This is a genomic window from Roseateles depolymerans (assembly GCF_003387155.1).
GTDB lineage: Bacteria > Pseudomonadota > Gammaproteobacteria > Burkholderiales > Burkholderiaceae_C > Roseateles > Roseateles depolymerans.
In genome coordinates this window covers 822,969-840,065 of the sequence record NZ_QUMT01000003.1, presented here as the reverse complement: position 1 = coordinate 840,065, position 17,097 = coordinate 822,969, and the positions used below count along the sequence as shown (strand labels likewise).

The 17,097-nt window shown below is 69.5% G+C and carries 15 protein-coding genes; 7 read left to right on the top strand and 8 right to left on the bottom strand.

The features are described from left to right. Positions 1–33: 33 nt before the first annotated feature. Both DES44_RS25120 and DES44_RS17570 read right to left on the bottom strand, forming a co-directional pair. Positions 34–252 carry a hypothetical protein gene (locus DES44_RS25120; RefSeq protein WP_058933494.1) on the bottom strand — a complete coding sequence of 73 codons (219 nt, stop codon included), beginning with the start codon at positions 250–252 and terminating at the stop codon, positions 34–36. 107 nt (positions 253–359) lie between these two features. Continuing rightward, complete coding sequence (locus DES44_RS17570) at positions 360–1,280, bottom strand: SDR family NAD(P)-dependent oxidoreductase (RefSeq protein ID WP_058933495.1); 921 nt, start codon at positions 1,278–1,280, stop codon at positions 360–362. Positions 1,281–1,403: 123 nt separating this feature from the next. Between DES44_RS17570 and DES44_RS17565 the strand changes: the two genes are divergently transcribed. Next, positions 1,404–2,321: a LysR family transcriptional regulator gene (locus DES44_RS17565; RefSeq protein WP_058933496.1), complete on the top strand. Its 918-nt coding sequence runs from the start codon at positions 1,404–1,406 to the stop codon at positions 2,319–2,321. Positions 2,322–2,336: 15 nt separating this feature from the next. Then, positions 2,337–3,236, top strand: a complete 900-nt coding sequence (locus DES44_RS17560) for a LysR family transcriptional regulator (RefSeq protein ID WP_058933497.1) — start codon at positions 2,337–2,339, stop codon at positions 3,234–3,236. Between the two features lie 31 nt (positions 3,237–3,267). On the opposite strand, the gene DES44_RS17555 is transcribed toward DES44_RS17560, so the two are convergent. The 4 genes from DES44_RS17555 to DES44_RS17540 form a co-directional block, all read right to left on the bottom strand. Continuing rightward, a complete protein-coding gene (locus DES44_RS17555; RefSeq protein ID WP_058933498.1) occupies positions 3,268–5,301 on the bottom strand; it encodes a pyridoxamine 5'-phosphate oxidase family protein in 2,034 nt (677 codons plus the stop codon). Positions 5,302–5,383: 82 nt separating this feature from the next. Then, positions 5,384–6,031, bottom strand: coding sequence for a glutathione S-transferase family protein (locus tag DES44_RS17550; RefSeq protein WP_058933499.1), 648 nt, complete (start codon positions 6,029–6,031; stop codon positions 5,384–5,386). A gap of 314 nt (positions 6,032–6,345) precedes the next feature. After that, positions 6,346–7,167: a response regulator gene (locus DES44_RS17545; RefSeq protein WP_058933500.1), complete on the bottom strand. Its 822-nt coding sequence runs from the start codon at positions 7,165–7,167 to the stop codon at positions 6,346–6,348. Between the two features lies 1 nt (position 7,168). Then, positions 7,169–7,807, bottom strand: a complete 639-nt coding sequence (locus tag DES44_RS17540; RefSeq protein WP_058933501.1) for a helix-turn-helix domain-containing protein — start codon at positions 7,805–7,807, stop codon at positions 7,169–7,171. Positions 7,808–8,057: 250 nt separating this feature from the next. Between DES44_RS17540 and ypfJ the strand changes: the two genes are divergently transcribed. Beyond that, a complete protein-coding gene (gene ypfJ / locus DES44_RS17535; RefSeq protein ID WP_058933502.1) occupies positions 8,058–8,960 on the top strand; it encodes a KPN_02809 family neutral zinc metallopeptidase in 903 nt (300 codons plus the stop codon). 43 nt (positions 8,961–9,003) lie between these two features. Here the strand turns inward: ypfJ and DES44_RS17530 are convergent, their stop codons facing one another. After that, complete coding sequence (locus DES44_RS17530; protein WP_147307125.1) at positions 9,004–11,523, bottom strand: alpha/beta hydrolase family protein; 2,520 nt, start codon at positions 11,521–11,523, stop codon at positions 9,004–9,006. A gap of 146 nt (positions 11,524–11,669) precedes the next feature. Here DES44_RS17530 and DES44_RS17525 point away from each other — a divergent pair, with 146 nt between their 5' ends. From DES44_RS17525 to DES44_RS17515, 3 genes are all read left to right on the top strand, one after another. Beyond that, on the top strand, positions 11,670–12,800 hold the full coding sequence (locus tag DES44_RS17525) for a serine/threonine-protein kinase (RefSeq protein ID WP_058933504.1): 1,131 nt from the start codon (positions 11,670–11,672) through the stop codon (positions 12,798–12,800). A 360-nt stretch (positions 12,801–13,160) separates the two neighbouring features. Further along, entirely contained in the window at positions 13,161–13,610 is a 450-nt protein-coding gene (locus DES44_RS17520) for a hypothetical protein (protein ID WP_147307124.1), read from the top strand. Positions 13,611–13,639: 29 nt separating this feature from the next. Then, positions 13,640–14,446 (top strand): substrate-binding periplasmic protein, encoded by an 807-nt coding sequence (locus DES44_RS17515; RefSeq protein ID WP_058933506.1) that lies wholly within the window; start codon positions 13,640–13,642, stop codon positions 14,444–14,446. Positions 14,447–14,559: 113 nt separating this feature from the next. Here DES44_RS17515 and DES44_RS17510 read toward each other — a convergent pair whose 3' ends face one another. Next, a complete protein-coding gene (locus DES44_RS17510; RefSeq protein ID WP_116001688.1) occupies positions 14,560–14,940 on the bottom strand; it encodes a DUF1304 domain-containing protein in 381 nt (126 codons plus the stop codon). A gap of 65 nt (positions 14,941–15,005) precedes the next feature. Here DES44_RS17510 and DES44_RS17505 point away from each other — a divergent pair, with 65 nt between their 5' ends. Next, the gene (locus DES44_RS17505) at positions 15,006–17,069 is read left to right on the top strand and encodes an ATP-dependent helicase (protein ID WP_058933508.1); all 2,064 of its coding nucleotides are present in this window, start codon (positions 15,006–15,008) and stop codon (positions 17,067–17,069) included. The last annotated feature ends 28 nt before the right edge of the window (positions 17,070–17,097 follow it).

Sequence of the window (17,097 nt, the reverse complement as noted above, 5' to 3'; positions counted from 1 at the left end):
TGAACAGCATCAGTCGCCACTGAAAACAGCGGATCAGCGGGCGGCGGTAGACGCCGCCGGGGCGAGGCGCTCCAGCGGCTCCCCTGCGGACGCGGTGCGGGCAGGCCAGGCGTGGCTGACGCTCAGACGCAGGCGCGCCGTCCACGACAAGGCGTGCCGGACCGGTGGCATGCATGGCCGGGACGCGGCAAACCAGGCGGTGTCGTCGCCCAGGTCACCGGGCAGTTCGCTGTAGAAGGGGGCGGGCAGCATGGGCATCTCCTGAGGGTGATGCCACTGTCGGCGCTTGCGGATGTGGAGGCAATCCGTGCCGTGTCCAAGACAGCGTTACGGAAGCGGAAACAGTGCCGCACTGGCCTTCACGCCGGCAAGCCGATGGCGGTGCTGGCCAGGACCCACAGGCGCCGTGCGTTGTCGGCATCGAGTGCATAGGGCGCAACGCCGGTGAAATCCGCGGGGCGGCTGTCCACCACCGGCGCCTCATTGCAATCCTCGAAATAACGCCCTCCCACGCCCGAGAGCAGCGGCGAGGCGGCCAGCAACACCGAGGTGGCTGCGCCCTGCTCAGGGGTCTTGCGGCGCTCCGGGGGTGTCTTGAGCCCGCCGGTGTGTTTCTGCAGGCCGGTGGCAATCGCGCCGGGGTGCAGCGCATTGGCCAGGATTCCATCATCCCGCCAGCGGCGCGTCGCCTCCACCGCCATGAGCACGCAGGCGGTCTTGGCCTGGGCATAGGCCGCGAACGGCTCGTAGGCGCGGAAGCGGAAGTGCAGGTCATCGAACACGACCGGTCCCAGCAACTGCGCGCTGGAACTCACGGACACGACACGTGCACCGCCGGCCGCCTTGAGCGCCGCATGCAGCCCGACCGTCAGTGCGAAATGGCCGAGGAAGTTGGTGGCCCATTGCAGCTCCCAACCTTGCGCGGAGTGCTGCAGCTCCGGCAGGGCCATGATGCCGGCATTGTTCACGAGCATGTGCAGTGGACCCCGCCAGTCTGCGCTGAAGCGGCGCACCGAGTCGAGGTCGACCAGGTCGAGCGGCGCCACGTGGACCGCCCCTCGCCCGCCGGCGCGCAGCTCCTGCGCGACCGCCTGCGCGGCCTCCGGGCGGCGCACGGCCAGGGTGACCTCGGCGCCGGCGTTCACCAGCGCACGGGCCGTTTCCAGCCCGATGCCCGACGCACCGCCAGTGACCAGGGCGCGCTGGCCGGTGAGATCCACGTCGCGCAAGACGTCGCGGGCGGTGGAATGGAAGTCGAAGGGCGTGGTGAGGCGGGACATGGAAGCTCCGTTGGAAATCAAGATTCCTCAAAGGTAGTGGCTCCGCATTGACAAGATAAGTAGCAGAATGCGGCACGTGGACGTGAAATCAATTCACCAATGGGCGTGCGCAGGGGGCTCGGCATGAGGCGCACCGACCTCTCCGGCCTGCAAGCGGTGGCTGCGGTGGCCGCGCGCCAGAGTTTTCGCGCTGCTGCCGCCGACCTGGGGCAGTCCGCGTCCGCGGTCAGCCATGCCGTTTCTGCGCTGGAAGCGCGCATGGGCGTGCGACTGTTCCACCGCACCACCCGCAGTGTCGCGCTGTCGGAAGCGGGGCGGGAGTTCCTCGCCCGGATCGCCCCCGCGCTGCAAGAGATCGAAGGCGCCATGGACGCCACCCGGGCCCAGAGCCCGCGTCTGGCCGGCACCTTGCGCATCAACACGTCCGAGGCGGCGGCCCATCAGTTGCTGGCGAGCTGCCTGCCCGAATATCTGCAGCGCTATCCGGACATGCAGGTGGATGTGGTGACCGAGGGGCGGATGGTCGATATCGTCGCCGAGGGGTTCGACGCCGGCATCCGCCTGGCCTCCAGCGTGCCGCAGGACATGGTGGCCGCCCGCTTCGGCCCCGAGCAGGGCTTCGTGGTCGTCGGGTCGCCCGCCTATCTGCGCGACAGGCCGGCGCCAACCACCCCGCATGACCTCTCGTCCCACCGCTGCATCCGCAATCGACTGGCCAGCGGTGCCCTGTGGCGATGGGAATTCATCCGGCAAGGGGAGACGGTCTCGCTGGACGTCGATGGACCGTTGACGCTGGATGACAACGGGCTGCGTCTTCAGGCGGCGCTGGCCGGCATCGGCCTTGTCTACATCAACGCCTGGGCCGCGCGGCCCCACCTGCAAGCCGGAAGGTTGGTGCAGGTGCTGCAGGACTGGACCCCTGGCGTGGGCCGCCTGGCGCTGTACTACCCGGGCCAGCGGCTGGCCCCCGCGGGGTTGCGGGCCCTGGTGGCGCTGCTGCGCGAAGTCGATGCGCGCGAGGGCGACAATCCCCCCGGCTGACCAGGGAGGCCGGGCGTGGACAGATTGCAGGCAATGACGGTTTTTGTGACCGTGGTGGACGAAGGCGGTTTTGCCAGCGCGGCGCGCAAGCTGGACCTGTCGCCGCCGGTCGTCACCCGGGCCGTGGCGGAGCTCGAGGAGCGGCTGGGCCTGCGACTGCTCACGCGCACCACGCGGGTCGTGCGCGTCACCGAAGCGGGGGCCCGGTTCGCCGAAGACTGCCGGCGCATCCTGGCTGATCTGCAAGCGGCCGAAGACGCCGCCAGTGGCACGCATGCGGCCGCACGGGGCACGCTGGTGCTGACGGCGCCGGTGCTGTTCGGCCACCTGTATGTGATGCCCGTGCTGGTGGACTACCTCACCCGTTGCCCCGAGGTGGACGCCCAGTGCCTGTTCGTCGACCGCATCGTCAACCTGGACGAGGAGGGCGTGGACGTGGCGGTCCGTATCGGCGAGCTGCCGGATTCCTCGCTGCAGGCGGTCAAGGTGGGGACGGTGCGCCAGGTGCTGGTGGCCTCGCCGGCCTATCTGCAGGCGCATGGCCGACCCGACCATCCCTCGGACCTGTCCCGGCACACGCTGGTGGCGCGGGGCGGTGCGCCGGTGGAGGTGGACTGGCAGTTCCAGGAGGATGGCAAACCGCTGCATCAGCGCCTGCGGGCGCGCATCCGCACCAGCAGCAATGACTCCGCCATTGCGGCGGCGGTGGCCGGTTTCGGCATGACACGCCTGCTGAGCTACCAGGTGGCGGATGCGCTGCGGCAGGGGACGCTCGAGACCGTGCTGGAGCCCTTCGAGACACCGGCGCTGCCCATCCATGTGGTCCACCGCGAAGGCCGGCGAGCGACGCAGAAGGTGCGGGGCTTCATCGATCTGGCGGTGCAGGCGCTGCGCGCCCATCCGGCGCTGCGCTAGGGCCTGGGGTGCGCGCCCGACCCGGCCTCGTCTACAGATCCAGCACCAGGTCGTCCCCCGCGGCCGGCACCGCGCAGCACAGCAGCGCTTCCTGCGGTCCGGTCTTCCAGGCGGGCGGCTTGGCATAGGTCACGGCGCCGGACTGGACGCGCGTCAGGCAACTGCCGCAGTGGCCCGCCCGGCATGAGAAGGGCGGCGACAGGCCTTTCCCTTCCGCAAATTCCAGCAGGCTGCCGTGCTCCGGTTTCCAGACCGACGCCTCGCCGCTGCGCTTGAAGACCACCGTGGCTTCCTTGGCCGGAGGCAGCGCCGCCGGTGCCGCCGGTGCCGAAGAAGTGGCCGACGCGTCCGCACGCCGCGTCAGGGACGCGGGACCGAAGGCTTCCGCATGGATGCGTTCATCGCGCACACCCAGCCCGCGCAGCCCGTCGTAGAGGGACTGCATGAAACCGCCCGGGCCGCAGAGATAGAACTCGTGGTCGTCGAACGGCAGCAGGCTCTTGAGCATCTCGAGGGTGAGCGGACCCTGGAGGGCCCCCGCCGGCGCGTCGCTGAGCACCGTGTGCACGCGCACCGCGCCATTGGCACGGGCGGCGAGCGCGTCGAGCTCGGCGCCGAAGGCCCGCACCTGGGCGTCGTGCGCCACCTGGATGACATGCGTCGGCCGGGTGCCGCGTCGGCGGAAGCCCTCGGTGACGATGTGGCGCAGGAACGCCATCATCGGCGTGATGCCGACGCCGGCGCCGATCAAAACGGCGGGCCGCTTTTCGGTGGCATCGAGGGTGAACTGGCCGCGCGGGCCCATCGCCTCGATCACGTCGCCCACCCGCAACTGCTCATGCATCTGCGTGGACACCTGGCCGTCGCGCTTGATGCTCAGCCGCAGGTGATCGTCCCCGGGCGCCGAAGAGACGGTGTAGGTGCGCATCGGGCCGGCCGCGCCGAGCCGGATCGGCAGGTGCTGCCCGGCCTGCAGCGGCGGCAGCGCCTGGCCGTCGTCCGGCTGCAGGTGGAAGGAGCGGATGACGCGGCTCTCGTCCACGATGCGGGCCACGCGGTAGGGCCGCCAGGTCTGGGCCAGGTCGGCGGCCTTCAGCCGTGCAGCGGCCTCGTCCCAGGTGCCGGTGATCAGTGAGTTGGGGGACCAGTCCCGGAAGCGCCAGCGCAGCGGAAGCGCCTCGCTGAGTCGCCAGCCCGCCTCCACATGGAAGCGCCAGGCCCGCTCGGCCCCTTCGAAGGCGGCGACGGATTTGAGCAGTTCGCCGTCCCAGACCACCTCGGCACGGCCGGTGAGAGTGAGCACTTCACCGGTGTCGAAGTCGATGAACAACACGCCTGCGCGCGGGTTCACCGCCAGGTTGCCGAAGGTCATGAACAGGTGGTTGCCGAGGAAGTCCGGGACGAGGAAGGTCCGGTCGTCCTCGATGTGCACGAAGCCCGACCGGCCGCCGCGGTGCGACACATCGGCCCCCGCGCCTGGCGCATGGCTGGCGATGAACAGGGTGTCCGCCTTCCCGATCAGCGCACGCGCCGGCCCGTCCAGTTGGGTCAGGGCCTCGCGTTGGCGCGGTTGCAGGTCCTGCGGGTCCCGCACCCAGTGCATGTCCCGGCCCTGGATGTATTGCGGGCAGTTGCCGACGGTCTGTTCAACGTCCAGGTCGAAGCCGTCGGGCCGCACCCCGCTGACCACCCCGTTGACGCGATTGCGCCGGCGCGTGTGCAGCTCGATCCCCAGGAAGCCCAGCGGCGCGCCCGCGTGCAAGCCCTCGGCGAGGGGGTCCCCCGCCACCGGCCGGGCGGTGAAGCGCAGGTGATGGTCGTCCGGGGACTCGATGAAGCCGGGCTCGCCCACCAGCACCGAGGCCCAGGGACGCTCCTGCGCATCCACCGAGCCCACCATGATGAAGGGCAGTTGCCCATAGAACTGGCGGTGCTGCGCCGGCATGTAGGTGCGCACCACCCGCTGGCCGATGCCCAGCATCCGCTCGGCAACGCCCAGGCGTTGCTGCACGGCTTGCTCACCGGCGTGGAAGGGGTTGTCCTGGCGGATGAGGGAGGCGTTCATGGAGGGCTCCGGCGCTGAAGGGTCGTGGAGACGGGACGCGCAGACGGGACTTGGAGACGGGGCCTTGGCGGCCGCCGTGGATTCAGGCAGACAGGCCGACGGCCGACTGGGGGAAGGGCACGAAGCCCGGCAGGGCCTCGATCCGTGCCAGCCAGGCGCGCACATTCGGATAGGGCGCCAGGTCCACATTGCCTTCGGGGGCGGCGGCGATGTAGCTGTAGCCGGCCACATCGGCCAGCGTGGCCGATGACCCGACCAGGAAGTCGTCGCGACCCAGGACGCCTTCCATCACTTGCAACAGCTGATGGGACCGGGCGATGACCTCGTCGGCATGCAGCTTGGCGCCGAACAGCGTGATCAGGCGCGCTGCGGCCGGCCCGAAGGCGACCAGCCCTGCAGCGACCGACAGCCAAGCCTGGACGGCGGCCTGGCCCTTGGCATCGTTCGGCAGCCAGCGGCCGGAGGGGTCATAGCGGCGCGCCAGATAGACCAGGATCGCGTTGGAGTCGAACAGCACCGTGTCGCCGTCCTGCAGCACCGGCACCTGGCCGAAGGGGTTGAACCGGAGGAAGGCTTCGGACTTGTGCTCGCCCTTGCGCAGGTTGACGGGCACGATCTCGTGCGGCAGGTCCAGCAGCGACAGCATGAGCTGCACACGATGCGAGTGGCCCGACAGGGCGAAGTGGTGCAGCGTGAGGGAAGGGGTGACGGAAGGCGTGGGGGTGGTCATGGAAGTCTCCTTGGGGGTGGTTCGCAGGCAAAGCGGGGCCACGCCGCCCCGGCGAGCCGGCGGGGCGGAGGGCATCAAGAGAGGGGGGACGAACGGGGCGCGAGGGGCGCTACGACAGGCCGGCAGACCGAAGGGCGGCTGAGGCGGGCGTGAGGCCGGGGTGGGCAGTGGTGGCAGGCATGTCGTGGGTTCCTTCTGGGGCGGCCGGAAGACCGGCTGCGATGGAAGGACTGTCGGACATTGCGGGGCGGGGCGGAATCCTCAGCCAGCCCAAATCACTCTTTCCAGTTTGGAAATGATCGGCGCCGGCTGCGTCAGAGCTGTTGGCTGACCGCCGCGTCCAGGCGCTGCCAGGCGTCCCGCAGCGCTTGCGCATGACCGGCAGGATCTGCGCTGGCCTGATGCGCCAGATCTTCCAGCGCTCGTGCGGTGGCGGCCGCCTCGGGATATCCGAGCGTCGTCAACACGCTCTTGAGGCTGTGGGCCAGATGGCGCAGGCTTTGCGCATCGCCCCGCTGCACCGCTTCGCGTCCCTGCGCCAGATCCTTGGGGAACTGCGCCTTGCAACGCGCCAGGAAAGCCTCATACAGCGCCGTGTTGTCACCGAAGAAGGTGGCGATGGCGTCCGCCTGCTGCTCTTCCTTGGAGGGCTGCTTGGAGGGCTGCTCGGAGGGCTGCTTGGACGTCTGCGCAGGTGCTTGCGGAGGTGTCTGCGTGGACGGCTGTGCTGCGTGCCGGTCCGTCGCCTCGGACATTCCCGGCGCCTTGCGCGCTTCGTCCACACAGGCCCGCAGCTCCGCCAGGGAACAGGGCTTGACCAGGAAACGCCCCACCCCCAGCCCTTCCAGCTGCCGCCGGACCTGCGCATTGAGCCCTGCACTGAACACCGCGAGCATGGCGTCCCGCCGCAGCTCGGGCTGCGCCCGCAGTTCCGCCAGCAGTTCCTGCCCATGGCGGACCGGCAGCATGAGGTCGGTGATGATCAGGTCGAATCCGTGCCGGCCCAGCGTGAGCAGGGCTTCATCCACCGAGGTGCAGCCCACCAGGAGGACGTCCTGGTCCTCCAGCGCCATGGCCACGAAGCGCTGAAGCGAGGCATCGTCCTCCACCAGGAGGACCCGCACCGGCGCGGCCATGTCAGGCGGTGGTGGTCGCGCTCAGGCGCTGGATGGCGGCCGTGAGCATCGGCGGCAGGTCGGCCACGAGGCGCGGCTTGTGGATCACCGGCAGATCGGCCAGCGCAAAGGCGTAGGGCTGGCGCTGATCTTCGTCCAGCGCGGTGATGAAGATCAGCTCGCAATGCGCAAACAGCGGCTGGGAGCGCAGGCTGGTCACCAGCGCCGCCCCGTCGATGCCGGGCAGCAGGATGTCCACCAGCAGTACGTCCGGCTGCAGCTGGCCATACATGACCAGGCCGCCGATGCCGTCATTGGCGGTGTGCAGTTCCAGTTCCGGAAACTGCTGGGACACCAGCAGCGCCACCAGATTCTGGTAGTGCACCGAGTCCTCGATCAGCAGCACCCGGAGCTTGCGGGCGGCTTCCGCGGCGGCGGGCGCATCGCCCCCCTTGGTCGGCGCCAGACCCCGGCCCGTCAGCCAGGCATCCAGGGAGCTGCGCAGGATGCGGCGGTGGCCGCCCGGCGTGCGCCAGGCCTGCAGTTCACCCCGGTCCACCATGAGCTGAACGGATCGCACGGCCATGCCCAGGCGCTGAGCCACTTCACGGGTGCTGAAGTCCTCTTGCAGTTCTTCCGGGGGGCGTGCAATAGCAGTCATGAGTCGATTTTGCCGAATCTTCTCCCTAGGGAGAGAGGTACAGTTCCTATTTATAAGCGCTAAAAATGATATTTGGACGGGAACAGTTCGACATGCGATCTTTATGGGCGATATGTCGGCACTGCGTTCCCGTGTCAGGCGACGTCGGCGAGTCGGCCCCGCCCATGATGCAATGGCGGGCACGACGGGTGCCCGAGGCAGCGTCGGACGATCAATGCGCCGGACGCGGGGTCCGGGCCAGGAGAAGCTCATGAAATGGGAAGGTCAACGCGAAAGCGACAACGTGGACGACCTGCGCGGCAGTGATGGCGGCGGCGGCGGGGGTGGGTTCTCGATCGGTGGCGGCGGGTTGAGCCTGGGGGGCGTGGTGATCGCCCTGGTGGCGGGCTGGATCTTCGGCATCAATCCGATGGCGCTGCTGGGCCTGGCCGATGGTGGGGGTGGCGGGCACGTGTCGTCGGCACCGACGCAGCAGCGCAGCGCGCCGGCGGGGCCGGGCGCCCATCCGCAGGACGCGGGCGCGAAGTTCGTCTCCGTGGTGCTGGCGGACACCGAAGACGTCTGGACGCGGGTGTTCCAGTCCGCCGGCCAGACCTACCAGGCGCCCCGGCTGGTGCTCTTCAGCAACCGGGTCCAGACCGCCTGCGGCCGCGGGGCTTCGGCCATGGGCCCCTTCTACTGCCCTGGGGACAGCCGCGTCTACATTGACCTGAGCTTCTACCGCACCCTGCGGGACCGCCTGGGCGCGCCCGGGGATTTTGCGCAGGCCTATGTCATCGCCCATGAGGTGGGCCACCATGTGCAGCACCTGCTGGGCGTGACCGACAAGGTGGATGCCTTGCGCCGCCGCCAGTCCGAGCGGGAGGCCAATGCCACCAGCGTGCGGGTGGAGCTGCAGGCGGACTGCCTGGCCGGGGTGTGGGCCTACCATTCGCAGCAGTCCAAGGGCTGGCTGGAAGCGGGCGACATCGACGAGGCGCTCAATGCCGCCTCGCAGATCGGGGACGACACCCTGCAGCGCCGCTCCGGCGGCGAGGTGGTGCCGGAGAGCTTCACCCACGGCACCAGCGACCAGCGTCAGCGCTGGTTCAAGCGGGGTCTGGCGCAGGGCAGCATCCGCGACTGCGACACCTTCCAGACGCGATCGCTGTAAGTCTTTCCTGGCGCGGTGGTCTCACGGCGCCAGCGGTCGCTGCTCAGCGGCTGCCCGGATCTCCCACGCAGCCCTTGAGCCACTGGCTCATTTCCCACTGCACCTGCCCGGCCGATTCGCGCGCGGCATACCCATGGGCCTCATACGGCAGCAGCACGTAGCGCACCGTGCCGCCGAGTCCGGCCATGGCCTGGTAGAGCCGCTCGCTCTGCATCGGGAAGGTGCCGGAGTTATTGTCCGCTTCGCCGTGGATCAGCAGCAGCGGCTCCTTGATCTGCTGAGCAAACAGCAGCGGCGAGAGCTTCAGGTAGACGTCCTTGGCTTCCCACAATGAGCGCCGCTCGCTCTGGAAACCGAACGGGGTGAGCGTGCGGTTGTAGGCGCCGCTGCGGGCGATGCCGCAGCGGAACAGCTTGGTGTGGGCCAGCAGGTTGGCCGTCATGAAGGCCCCGTAGCTGTGGCCGCCGATGGCCACGCGGCGCGGGTCCACCGCGCCCAGCTCCTCGGCCTTGTCCAGGATGGCCCGTGCATTCATGGTCATCTGCTCGATGAAGTTGTCATTCATCGTGCGTGCATCCCCGACCACCGGCATGGTGGCATCCATCAGCACCACATAGCCGTCCATCAGCAGGTTGAGCGGGCTGATCGAGCTGAAGCTCATGTAGCGGCCCGGGGAGCCACTGAGCTGGCTGGCCAGCGCGGCATCATTGAACTCCAGCGGATAGGCCCAGACCAGCGCCGGACGGCGGTCGCCCTCCTTGAGGTCGGGGGGCAGGTACATCCAGAAGGACAGCTCCACGCCGTCGCTGCGCTTGAAGGTCACCAGCTCGCGGCGCACGGCGCGCAGTTGCGGGGTGGGGTCCTTCAGCCGGGTCAGGGCGGTGACGCGCCCGGCGTTGCCGCCCGTGCCGGTCTCCCGCAGCATCAGGTTGGGCGGCTCGTGCTCCGCCTCGCGCTGCGTCAGCAGTCGCCGGTCGTCCAGCACCGCCAGCGGCAGCTCGTAGACGCCATCGGCCGACTGGAACAGGCGCTGCACGCTCAGGTCGCGCAGCGAGATCTTGTCCAGGAACGGACGGTCCCCCCGCGGGCTGGCGCCCTGGCCCACCAGCAGCAGGTCCCCGCCCAGCGTCTGGACCGCCTGCTGGCCATTGGGCAGGGTGCGCATCAGCGGCACGCCGGGATGGCGGTAACGCTCACGCACTGAATGCTCGAACAGCGGCCGGCTCTGCGTGCCGCGCAGCGGCAGCAGGTAGGTGCGGGTCCAGCCGCGGCTGCGGTCTTCCTCGGTCAGCAGCGCATGCAGGCCGTCGTCCAGAAAGCGCAGCCGGGTGAAGCGGTAGGGCATGCGCTGCACCTCGAACGGCTCGCCGGTGTAGGGCGGGTCCAGGCGCATCACCCGGTCGCGGAAAGCCGCCCGCGAATTGGGATTGCCGCCGTCCAGCGCTTCCACCCAGTACACCGCCGCATCCTTGGTGGGCGATGCATAAAAGACCCGCGGCCCGGGCAGCGCGCCGTCGATGGCCACGCCCTGCTTGAGCGGCATGCGCGCCAGCTCGCGGATGACCTTGCCGTCGCGCTGACGCACTTCCACCGTGGTGGGGAAATCGTCGAAGGTCAGGTTGTAGCTGAAGGGCCGCGTGAGGCGCTCGGTGAGCAGCGCCTGGCCGTTGCCCACGGCGGAGATGCTGGTGAAGAGATCGGGCTTGTCCAGGTCCCGGCTCTGCCCGCTGGAAATGTCCACCAGCGTCAGCTGCGAGCGGGCGTAGTACTCGAAGGCGTTTTCATCGGCTGGATTGCGCAGCAGGTCGGCATAGGTGCGTTCCGGCGAGGCCTTGCCGTGGTTCTCCTGGATGACCGGGCCGGTCTGCTGCCGCGAGGGCGGGCTGCCGCGCTGGTCGGGCACCGTCAGCACCACCACTTCCTTGGCGCTGAGCCAGGCCAGGTCGTCGGGGTCGATGGCATTGTTCAGCCGGACGTTGTAGATGCGCCAGAGCTGCCCGTTGCTGGTGGCGCCCGCCCACAGTTCATCGCCGGTGTCGGTGCGGCGCGCGATGACAAAGCGCTGGCCGTCCGGCGCCCAGGCGAAGCTGTGCCACAGGCCGCCGGCCGGCAGTTCCACCACGCGCTCGGCCGCGTCGGGCTCCAGCAGCGGCCGCAGCTTCAGGTGGAGGATGCCCACGACGTTCTGCGGCGTCGCGCTGCGCGGGTCGAACCGGGCGCCGGCCAGCCGCATCACCGGCCGGGCCAGCTCGTCCAGCGGTGTGTAGCGGCGCTGCTCGATCAGGGCCACGCTCTGGCGGTCCGGCGAGGGCAGCAGCCGGGTGGGCAGCGGGGCATCCAGCAGCTCGCGGATGGCGGGGGAGGGTTGCTTGTAGGCGGACGGCGCCGCGTGGACGCTTTCCGGGACGACCGTCAGGCCTGCCACCACCCCTACTGTCAGTACTGTCAGCCCCACCGCCAGCCCCATCCCAAGGCCCCGGCCCAGGAACAGGCCTCGAGTCAGCCTCAGCAGCAGGCTGCCAGCCAGCCCGGGCGGGCGTGCCGGCAGGCGTCGTTCAGACACGGGAGAGGCGGGAGCACAACGAGGCGGGCGAGGCAGCGGCATGACCAGTGGCGGGCAAAGGCAGTCGGCGCCAACCGGTGACGGCGGGCGGCGGGCCCCGAAACGGGGGCATGTCCGCAAGTATCGCTGCGCTAGGATCGGCGCCCATGACCGACCCCTTCGCCTCTTCACGGGCCTCGTCCCCGGACGCCTCTCCGCGCGCCGCCCCGCCGCTGCCGGCGGTGGGCGAGCGGCTGGGGGTCTGGCGCATCACGGCGGCGCTGTTCGAGGTGGGTTCGGGCCATTGGTTCCGGGTGGAGCATGCGCTGGCCACCGCGGAGGCCGGGCTGGCCATCGTCTATCGTAGCGATGCGGATGCGCAGGCCGTGCTGATGCGCTTTGCGGAGGAGTCCGAGGCGCTGGGGCGGGCGTCAGTGCCGGGCTATGGGCCGCCGCTGGACAGCGGACTCAGTCCGGGCGGCAGTCCCTACCTGGTGGTGCCGTTCATGGAAGGGGCGCCGCTGATGCGGGTGGCCATGGCGCTGCCGCTGCGGCGGCGCATGGAGCTGCTGCTGGAACTGGTGGCCCTGCTGGACGCCGCCCAGGCGCGCGGCCTGGTGCTGCACGAGCTGGACCCCGGCATGCTGTGGCTCAGCCCCTCCCAGCAGCTGTGCTGGCTGGGCCAGGGCCTGGCGCCGCGCGGATCCCAGGCGCCGCCGGTGCTGGTGCGGGCGGCGGAGCCGCTGGCCGATCCGCGCCAGCGGACCGGCGCACGCCCGGACGCGGCCAGCGAGGCTTATGCGCTGGGACGACTGCTGGGGCTGCTGATCAATGGTCGCCTGCCCAGGCGAGAGGGCGCTGCGGATGCGCGGGCGGACGCGGTGGCCGTGGAAGCCTCGGCCACGCCGGTGGCCTCCTTGCAGTCCTGGTTGTCCTTGTCGGCGGCGCACCGGGAGAGCCTGGACCGGTTGCTGGACCGGGCCATGACCGACGGGCACACCTTCCCGGATCGCACCGTGCTGGCGCAGGCCGTCAGCACCTGGCTGGACGACACCGCGGCCACGCAGGCGGCGGGCCACGGGCGGCCAGGGTCAGGGGTCGCTCATGCCAGCGCGGGAGGCGCTGGCGCGGGGGCGCGGCCGTCGGCACCGATGCCGCTGTCCCCGCTGTCCCCGCCCGCACAGGCTTCCGCGCCTTTGAAGCCGCCGGCCGCATCGGTGGTGGAGCGTGTCGCCGGGGCCCTGGCCGTGCTGGCGGTGGCGGCCCTGCTGGTCTGGCTGTTGTTGCGGGCGCACTGACCGCAACGAGTCAGGCGTACCGCCGCCGAGGCGGATGACAGGGGTTCCCGCCGCCTGGACAGCCTCTTCTCCCCGCACCTTCCGCACTTCCCCCGCTTGCCGCACCTGCCGCACCGCCTGCGACATGGCGTGCGGCGCTCATCCTCCATGGGAGCGGTCTCTCACGCCTGCCTGCGACACCGCGATAGTCATCCGACACCCAAGTGCCGCGAATCCCGATGCCCTATCCCTGCTAGTGCCGACAGGCAGTCGATCCACCTTTAGTAGTGAATTGCGCGAGGTCCTTCCTCGAACCTACGATTTTCCTGATGGATCGAGGCCTGTCTGGCCCGGGTGATGAGCGGTGGTGACGGAGACAACATGGTGTTCAAAATCAAACCGATGTCGGGTCGGGACTGGTCCCGATTCGACCGTGATGCGCGTGAGGACGATCGCTGCGCGCCGTGGGTGGCGCAGGCGCTGGCCGACTGTGCGGCCGCGGCCCGCCAGGGGCGTGTGCTGCCCCGCTGGTGGGCGCAGGACCGGCGGCGCGGTCACTATCTGGTCCGCCTGCCGGCCCTCATGGGGCAGGAACTGGCGGACCGCTACTGCATGCGGGTCAAACCGCGGATGTACGGGTTGCGGTCCCAGGGCATCGGCGACCGGCGCGTGTTCCTGGTGGGCGCAGACCTCAGCGGCGAGGAACTGCTGCAGGTGGGGTCGGTGCTGGCCGAAGCCTTTGCGGTGCATGGGGCCACCGGCAGCCCGTGGCGGGGCGACCCGCTGAAGGAGGCGCTGCTGGTGCCGTCCCCCCAGTCCGCATTGCTGTGAAGCGGGTGGCGCCCCTATCATCCGCCCACATGCCGATGCGTCGCCGTCACCTGCTCCAGCTCTCCGCGGGCCCCTTGCTGGCCTCCCTCGGCGGCATGGCCCGGAGCGAACGCCCCTCGCGTCCGGTGCTGGTGGCCGGGACGGTGTTTGCCCGGCTCTTCGAGCCCGTCCCCGGCGCGCCTCCCTCCGGTGCACAGTCCTCCGGCCGAGTCCAGGGCCTGGCGGTGGACCTGCTGGACGCCATCCTGGTGCCTGCCGGCTTCACGCCGTCGTACGACATCTACCCCTGGCTGCGCGCGCAGGCGATGCTGGAGCAGGGGGCGACGCAGATCCTGGTCGGGCCCTACCGCACCCGCGAGCGGGAGACGCGCATGCGGTTCTCACGCCAGCCTTTCTACGAAGACGCCATGGTGTTCTATGCCCGCGCCGGCAGCCAGGACCTGTGGCGGGACGACTTCGCGGCGCTGCGGTCGCTCCAGATCGGGGCGGTGCAAGGATGGGTGTATGGCGACCGCTTCGAGCTGGCGCGCCGCCAGCTGAATCTGACCCAGGTGCGGGACCTGGCCACGGCCCTGCGCATGCTGCAACTGGGCCGGCTGGACCTGATTGCGGCCAACCAGCGCAATTCCGAGCCGGTGCTGCAGGAGCTGGGCCTGACCGAGGCGGTCGTGATGTGCCAGCCGCCGTTTGCACGGCTGCGGGGTCACTTCGCCTTCAGCCTGGAGGCCTCCGGCGGTGAATGGCAGTGGCTGGTCGACACCGGCATGCAGCGCCTGCGCGCCAGCGGTGAACTGGCGCGCCTGTCCGCCCGCTGGGGTGTCCCGTTGCCGGAGTAAGGCGGCACGAGCGGTGAAGCCGCTAAACCCGCAGAACCCGCAGAACCCGCTGAAGCCGGTGAAGCCGGTGAAGCCGGTGAAGCCGGTGAAGGCGATAACGCCGAGGGCGCCGCTCAGGCCGTGAAGGCGCCGCCCAGTCCGAACAACACCAAACCGATGAGCGCCGGCAGGGCCTGGACGTACAGGATCTTGCGGCTGGCCGTGGCCGCGCCAAACAGCCCCGCCACCAGCACGCAGGCCAGGAAAAACAGCTTCACCGGCAAGCCGGCGCCGCCCAGCAGCAGGCCCCAGATCAGGCCGCCGGCGAGGAAGCCGTTGTAGAGCCCCTGGTTGGCCGCCAGCACCCGGGTAGCCTGGGCGAAGTCCGGCGTCAGGCCGAAGGCCTTGCGGCCCGCCGGCTTCGTCCAGAGAAACATCTCCAGCACCAGGATGTAGACATGGATCAACGCCACCAGACCGGTGACGACGTTGGCAAGGAGGAGGGTCACGTTCATGGTCCGCACTGTACCCCCCGGTATCATCCTTGGCCCGCCCTTGCTCCTTGCCCCAGACTTTCACCATGTCCGAGTTCCTGCTCAACCCTGCCCAGTTGGCGGCCGTGCACCATCTGGCCGGCCCCTGCCTGGTGATCGCCGGAGCGGGCTCAGGCAAGACGCGGGTGATCACCCAGAAGATTGCCAAGCTGCTGTCGGAGGGCTACCGCCCCCGCAACATTGCCGCCATCACCTTCACCAACAAGGCCTCGCAGGAGATGCGGGAACGCGCCCGGCACATGGTGGGCAACAAGGCGGGGCAGGAGCTGGTGATTTCCACCTTCCACTCGCTGGGGGTGCGCATCCTGCGGGAGGACGGACGGCATCTGGGTCTCAAGGAGCAGTTCTCCATCCTGGACTCGGACGACGTGCTGTCGGTGCTGCGCGATGCCGGCGGCACGACGGATGCGGCCACGGCCAAGAGCTGGCAGTGGACCATCTCGCTGTGGAAGAACCAGAACCTCAGCCCGCAGCAGGCGCTGGCCTATGCCAAGGACGACATGGAGCGCGCTGCGGCGGTGGTGATGCAGCGCTACCAGGAGCGGCTCACGGCCTACCAGGCGGTGGACTTCGACGACCTCATCGGCCTGCCGCTCAAGCTGCTGCAGACCAATGAGGAGGCCCGCGGCAAGTGGCAGGAAACGCTCAAGTACGTGCTGGTGGACGAATACCAGGACACCAATGCCGTGCAGTACGAACTGCTCAAGTGCCTGGTGGGCGAGCGCGCCATGTTCACCGCCGTGGGGGACGACGACCAGAGCATCTACGGCTGGCGCGGCGCGACCATCGAGAACCTGAAGAAGCTGCCGGTGGACTTCCCGCAGCTCAAGGTGATTCCGCTGGAGCAGAACTACCGCTCCACCAGTGCCATCCTGCGGGCCGCCAACAATGTCATCGGCAGCAATCCCAAGCTGTTCCCCAAGACACTGTGGAGCGAATTCGGGGAAGGCGACCCCATCGTGCTGATCGAGGCGGACGGCGAGGAGCACGAGGCCGAGCGCGCCGTGGCGCGCATCCAGTCGCTGCGGGCCCAGCATCCCACCACCAAGTTCGCGGACTTCGCCATCCTCTACCGGGCCAACCATCAGGCGCGGGTGTTCGAGCAGGCGCTGCGCCGGGCGGAGATTCCCTACAAGGTCTCGGGTGGGCAGAGTTTCTTCGACAAGTCCGAGATCAAGGACCTCTGCGCCTGGCTGCGACTGCTGGTCAACCAGGACGATGACCCCGCCTTCCTGCGGGCGGTGACCACGCCCAAGCGCGGCATCGGCCACCAGACGCTGGGGCACCTGAGCGAGTTCTCGGCCAAGTGGAAGCTCTCGATGTTCGAGTCGCTGTTTGCCGAATCCCTCAAGGCCACGCTCTCCAGCAAGGCGCTGCACGGGCTGCACGAGTTCGGCCGCTACATCGTGGACCTGGAATACCGGGCGCGTCACACGGTGGGGGCGGAGGAGGGCAAGGCCTTGATGCTGGAATGGCTCAAGGACATCGGCTACGAGCAGCACCTGCTCGACAACGAGGAAAACGAGAAAGTCGCCGCGGCCCGCTGGGGCAATGTGCTGGACTTTGTCGACTGGGTGGCCAAGCGCTGCGGCGGCGAGATCTCGACCGACGGCGGCATCACCACCGAGAGTCCTCGCCAGTCCCTGCTGGAGGTGGCGCAGACCATCAGCGTCATCCTCTCCCTGGCCGAGCGCAAGGAAGAGCAGGACCAGGTCGTGCTCACCACGCTGCACGCCTCCAAGGGCCTGGAGTGGCCGCATGTGATCCTGGCGGGCGTCAACGAGGGCCTGCTGCCGTTCAAGTCCGAAGATGAGGACATGACACCGGCCCGGGTGGAGGAAGAGCGGCGCCTGATGTATGTGGGCATCACCCGCGCCCGGCGCACCCTGGCGGTATCGACGCTGCGGCGCCGCAAGAAGAACCGCGAGACGGTCATCGGCGTTCCGAGCCGCTTCATCGCGGAGATGAAACTGCACGAAAGCGGCATCAAGGAAGACCCGCGCGAAAAGCTCAAGCGCATGCGGGAGCAGTTGGCGGCCAAGGCGGCGGCGTCGGCAGCGGCGGCGGCCGCCGCCAATGCCAAGTCCTGACCCCCGGACGCGCTCATCGGGCCGGCGG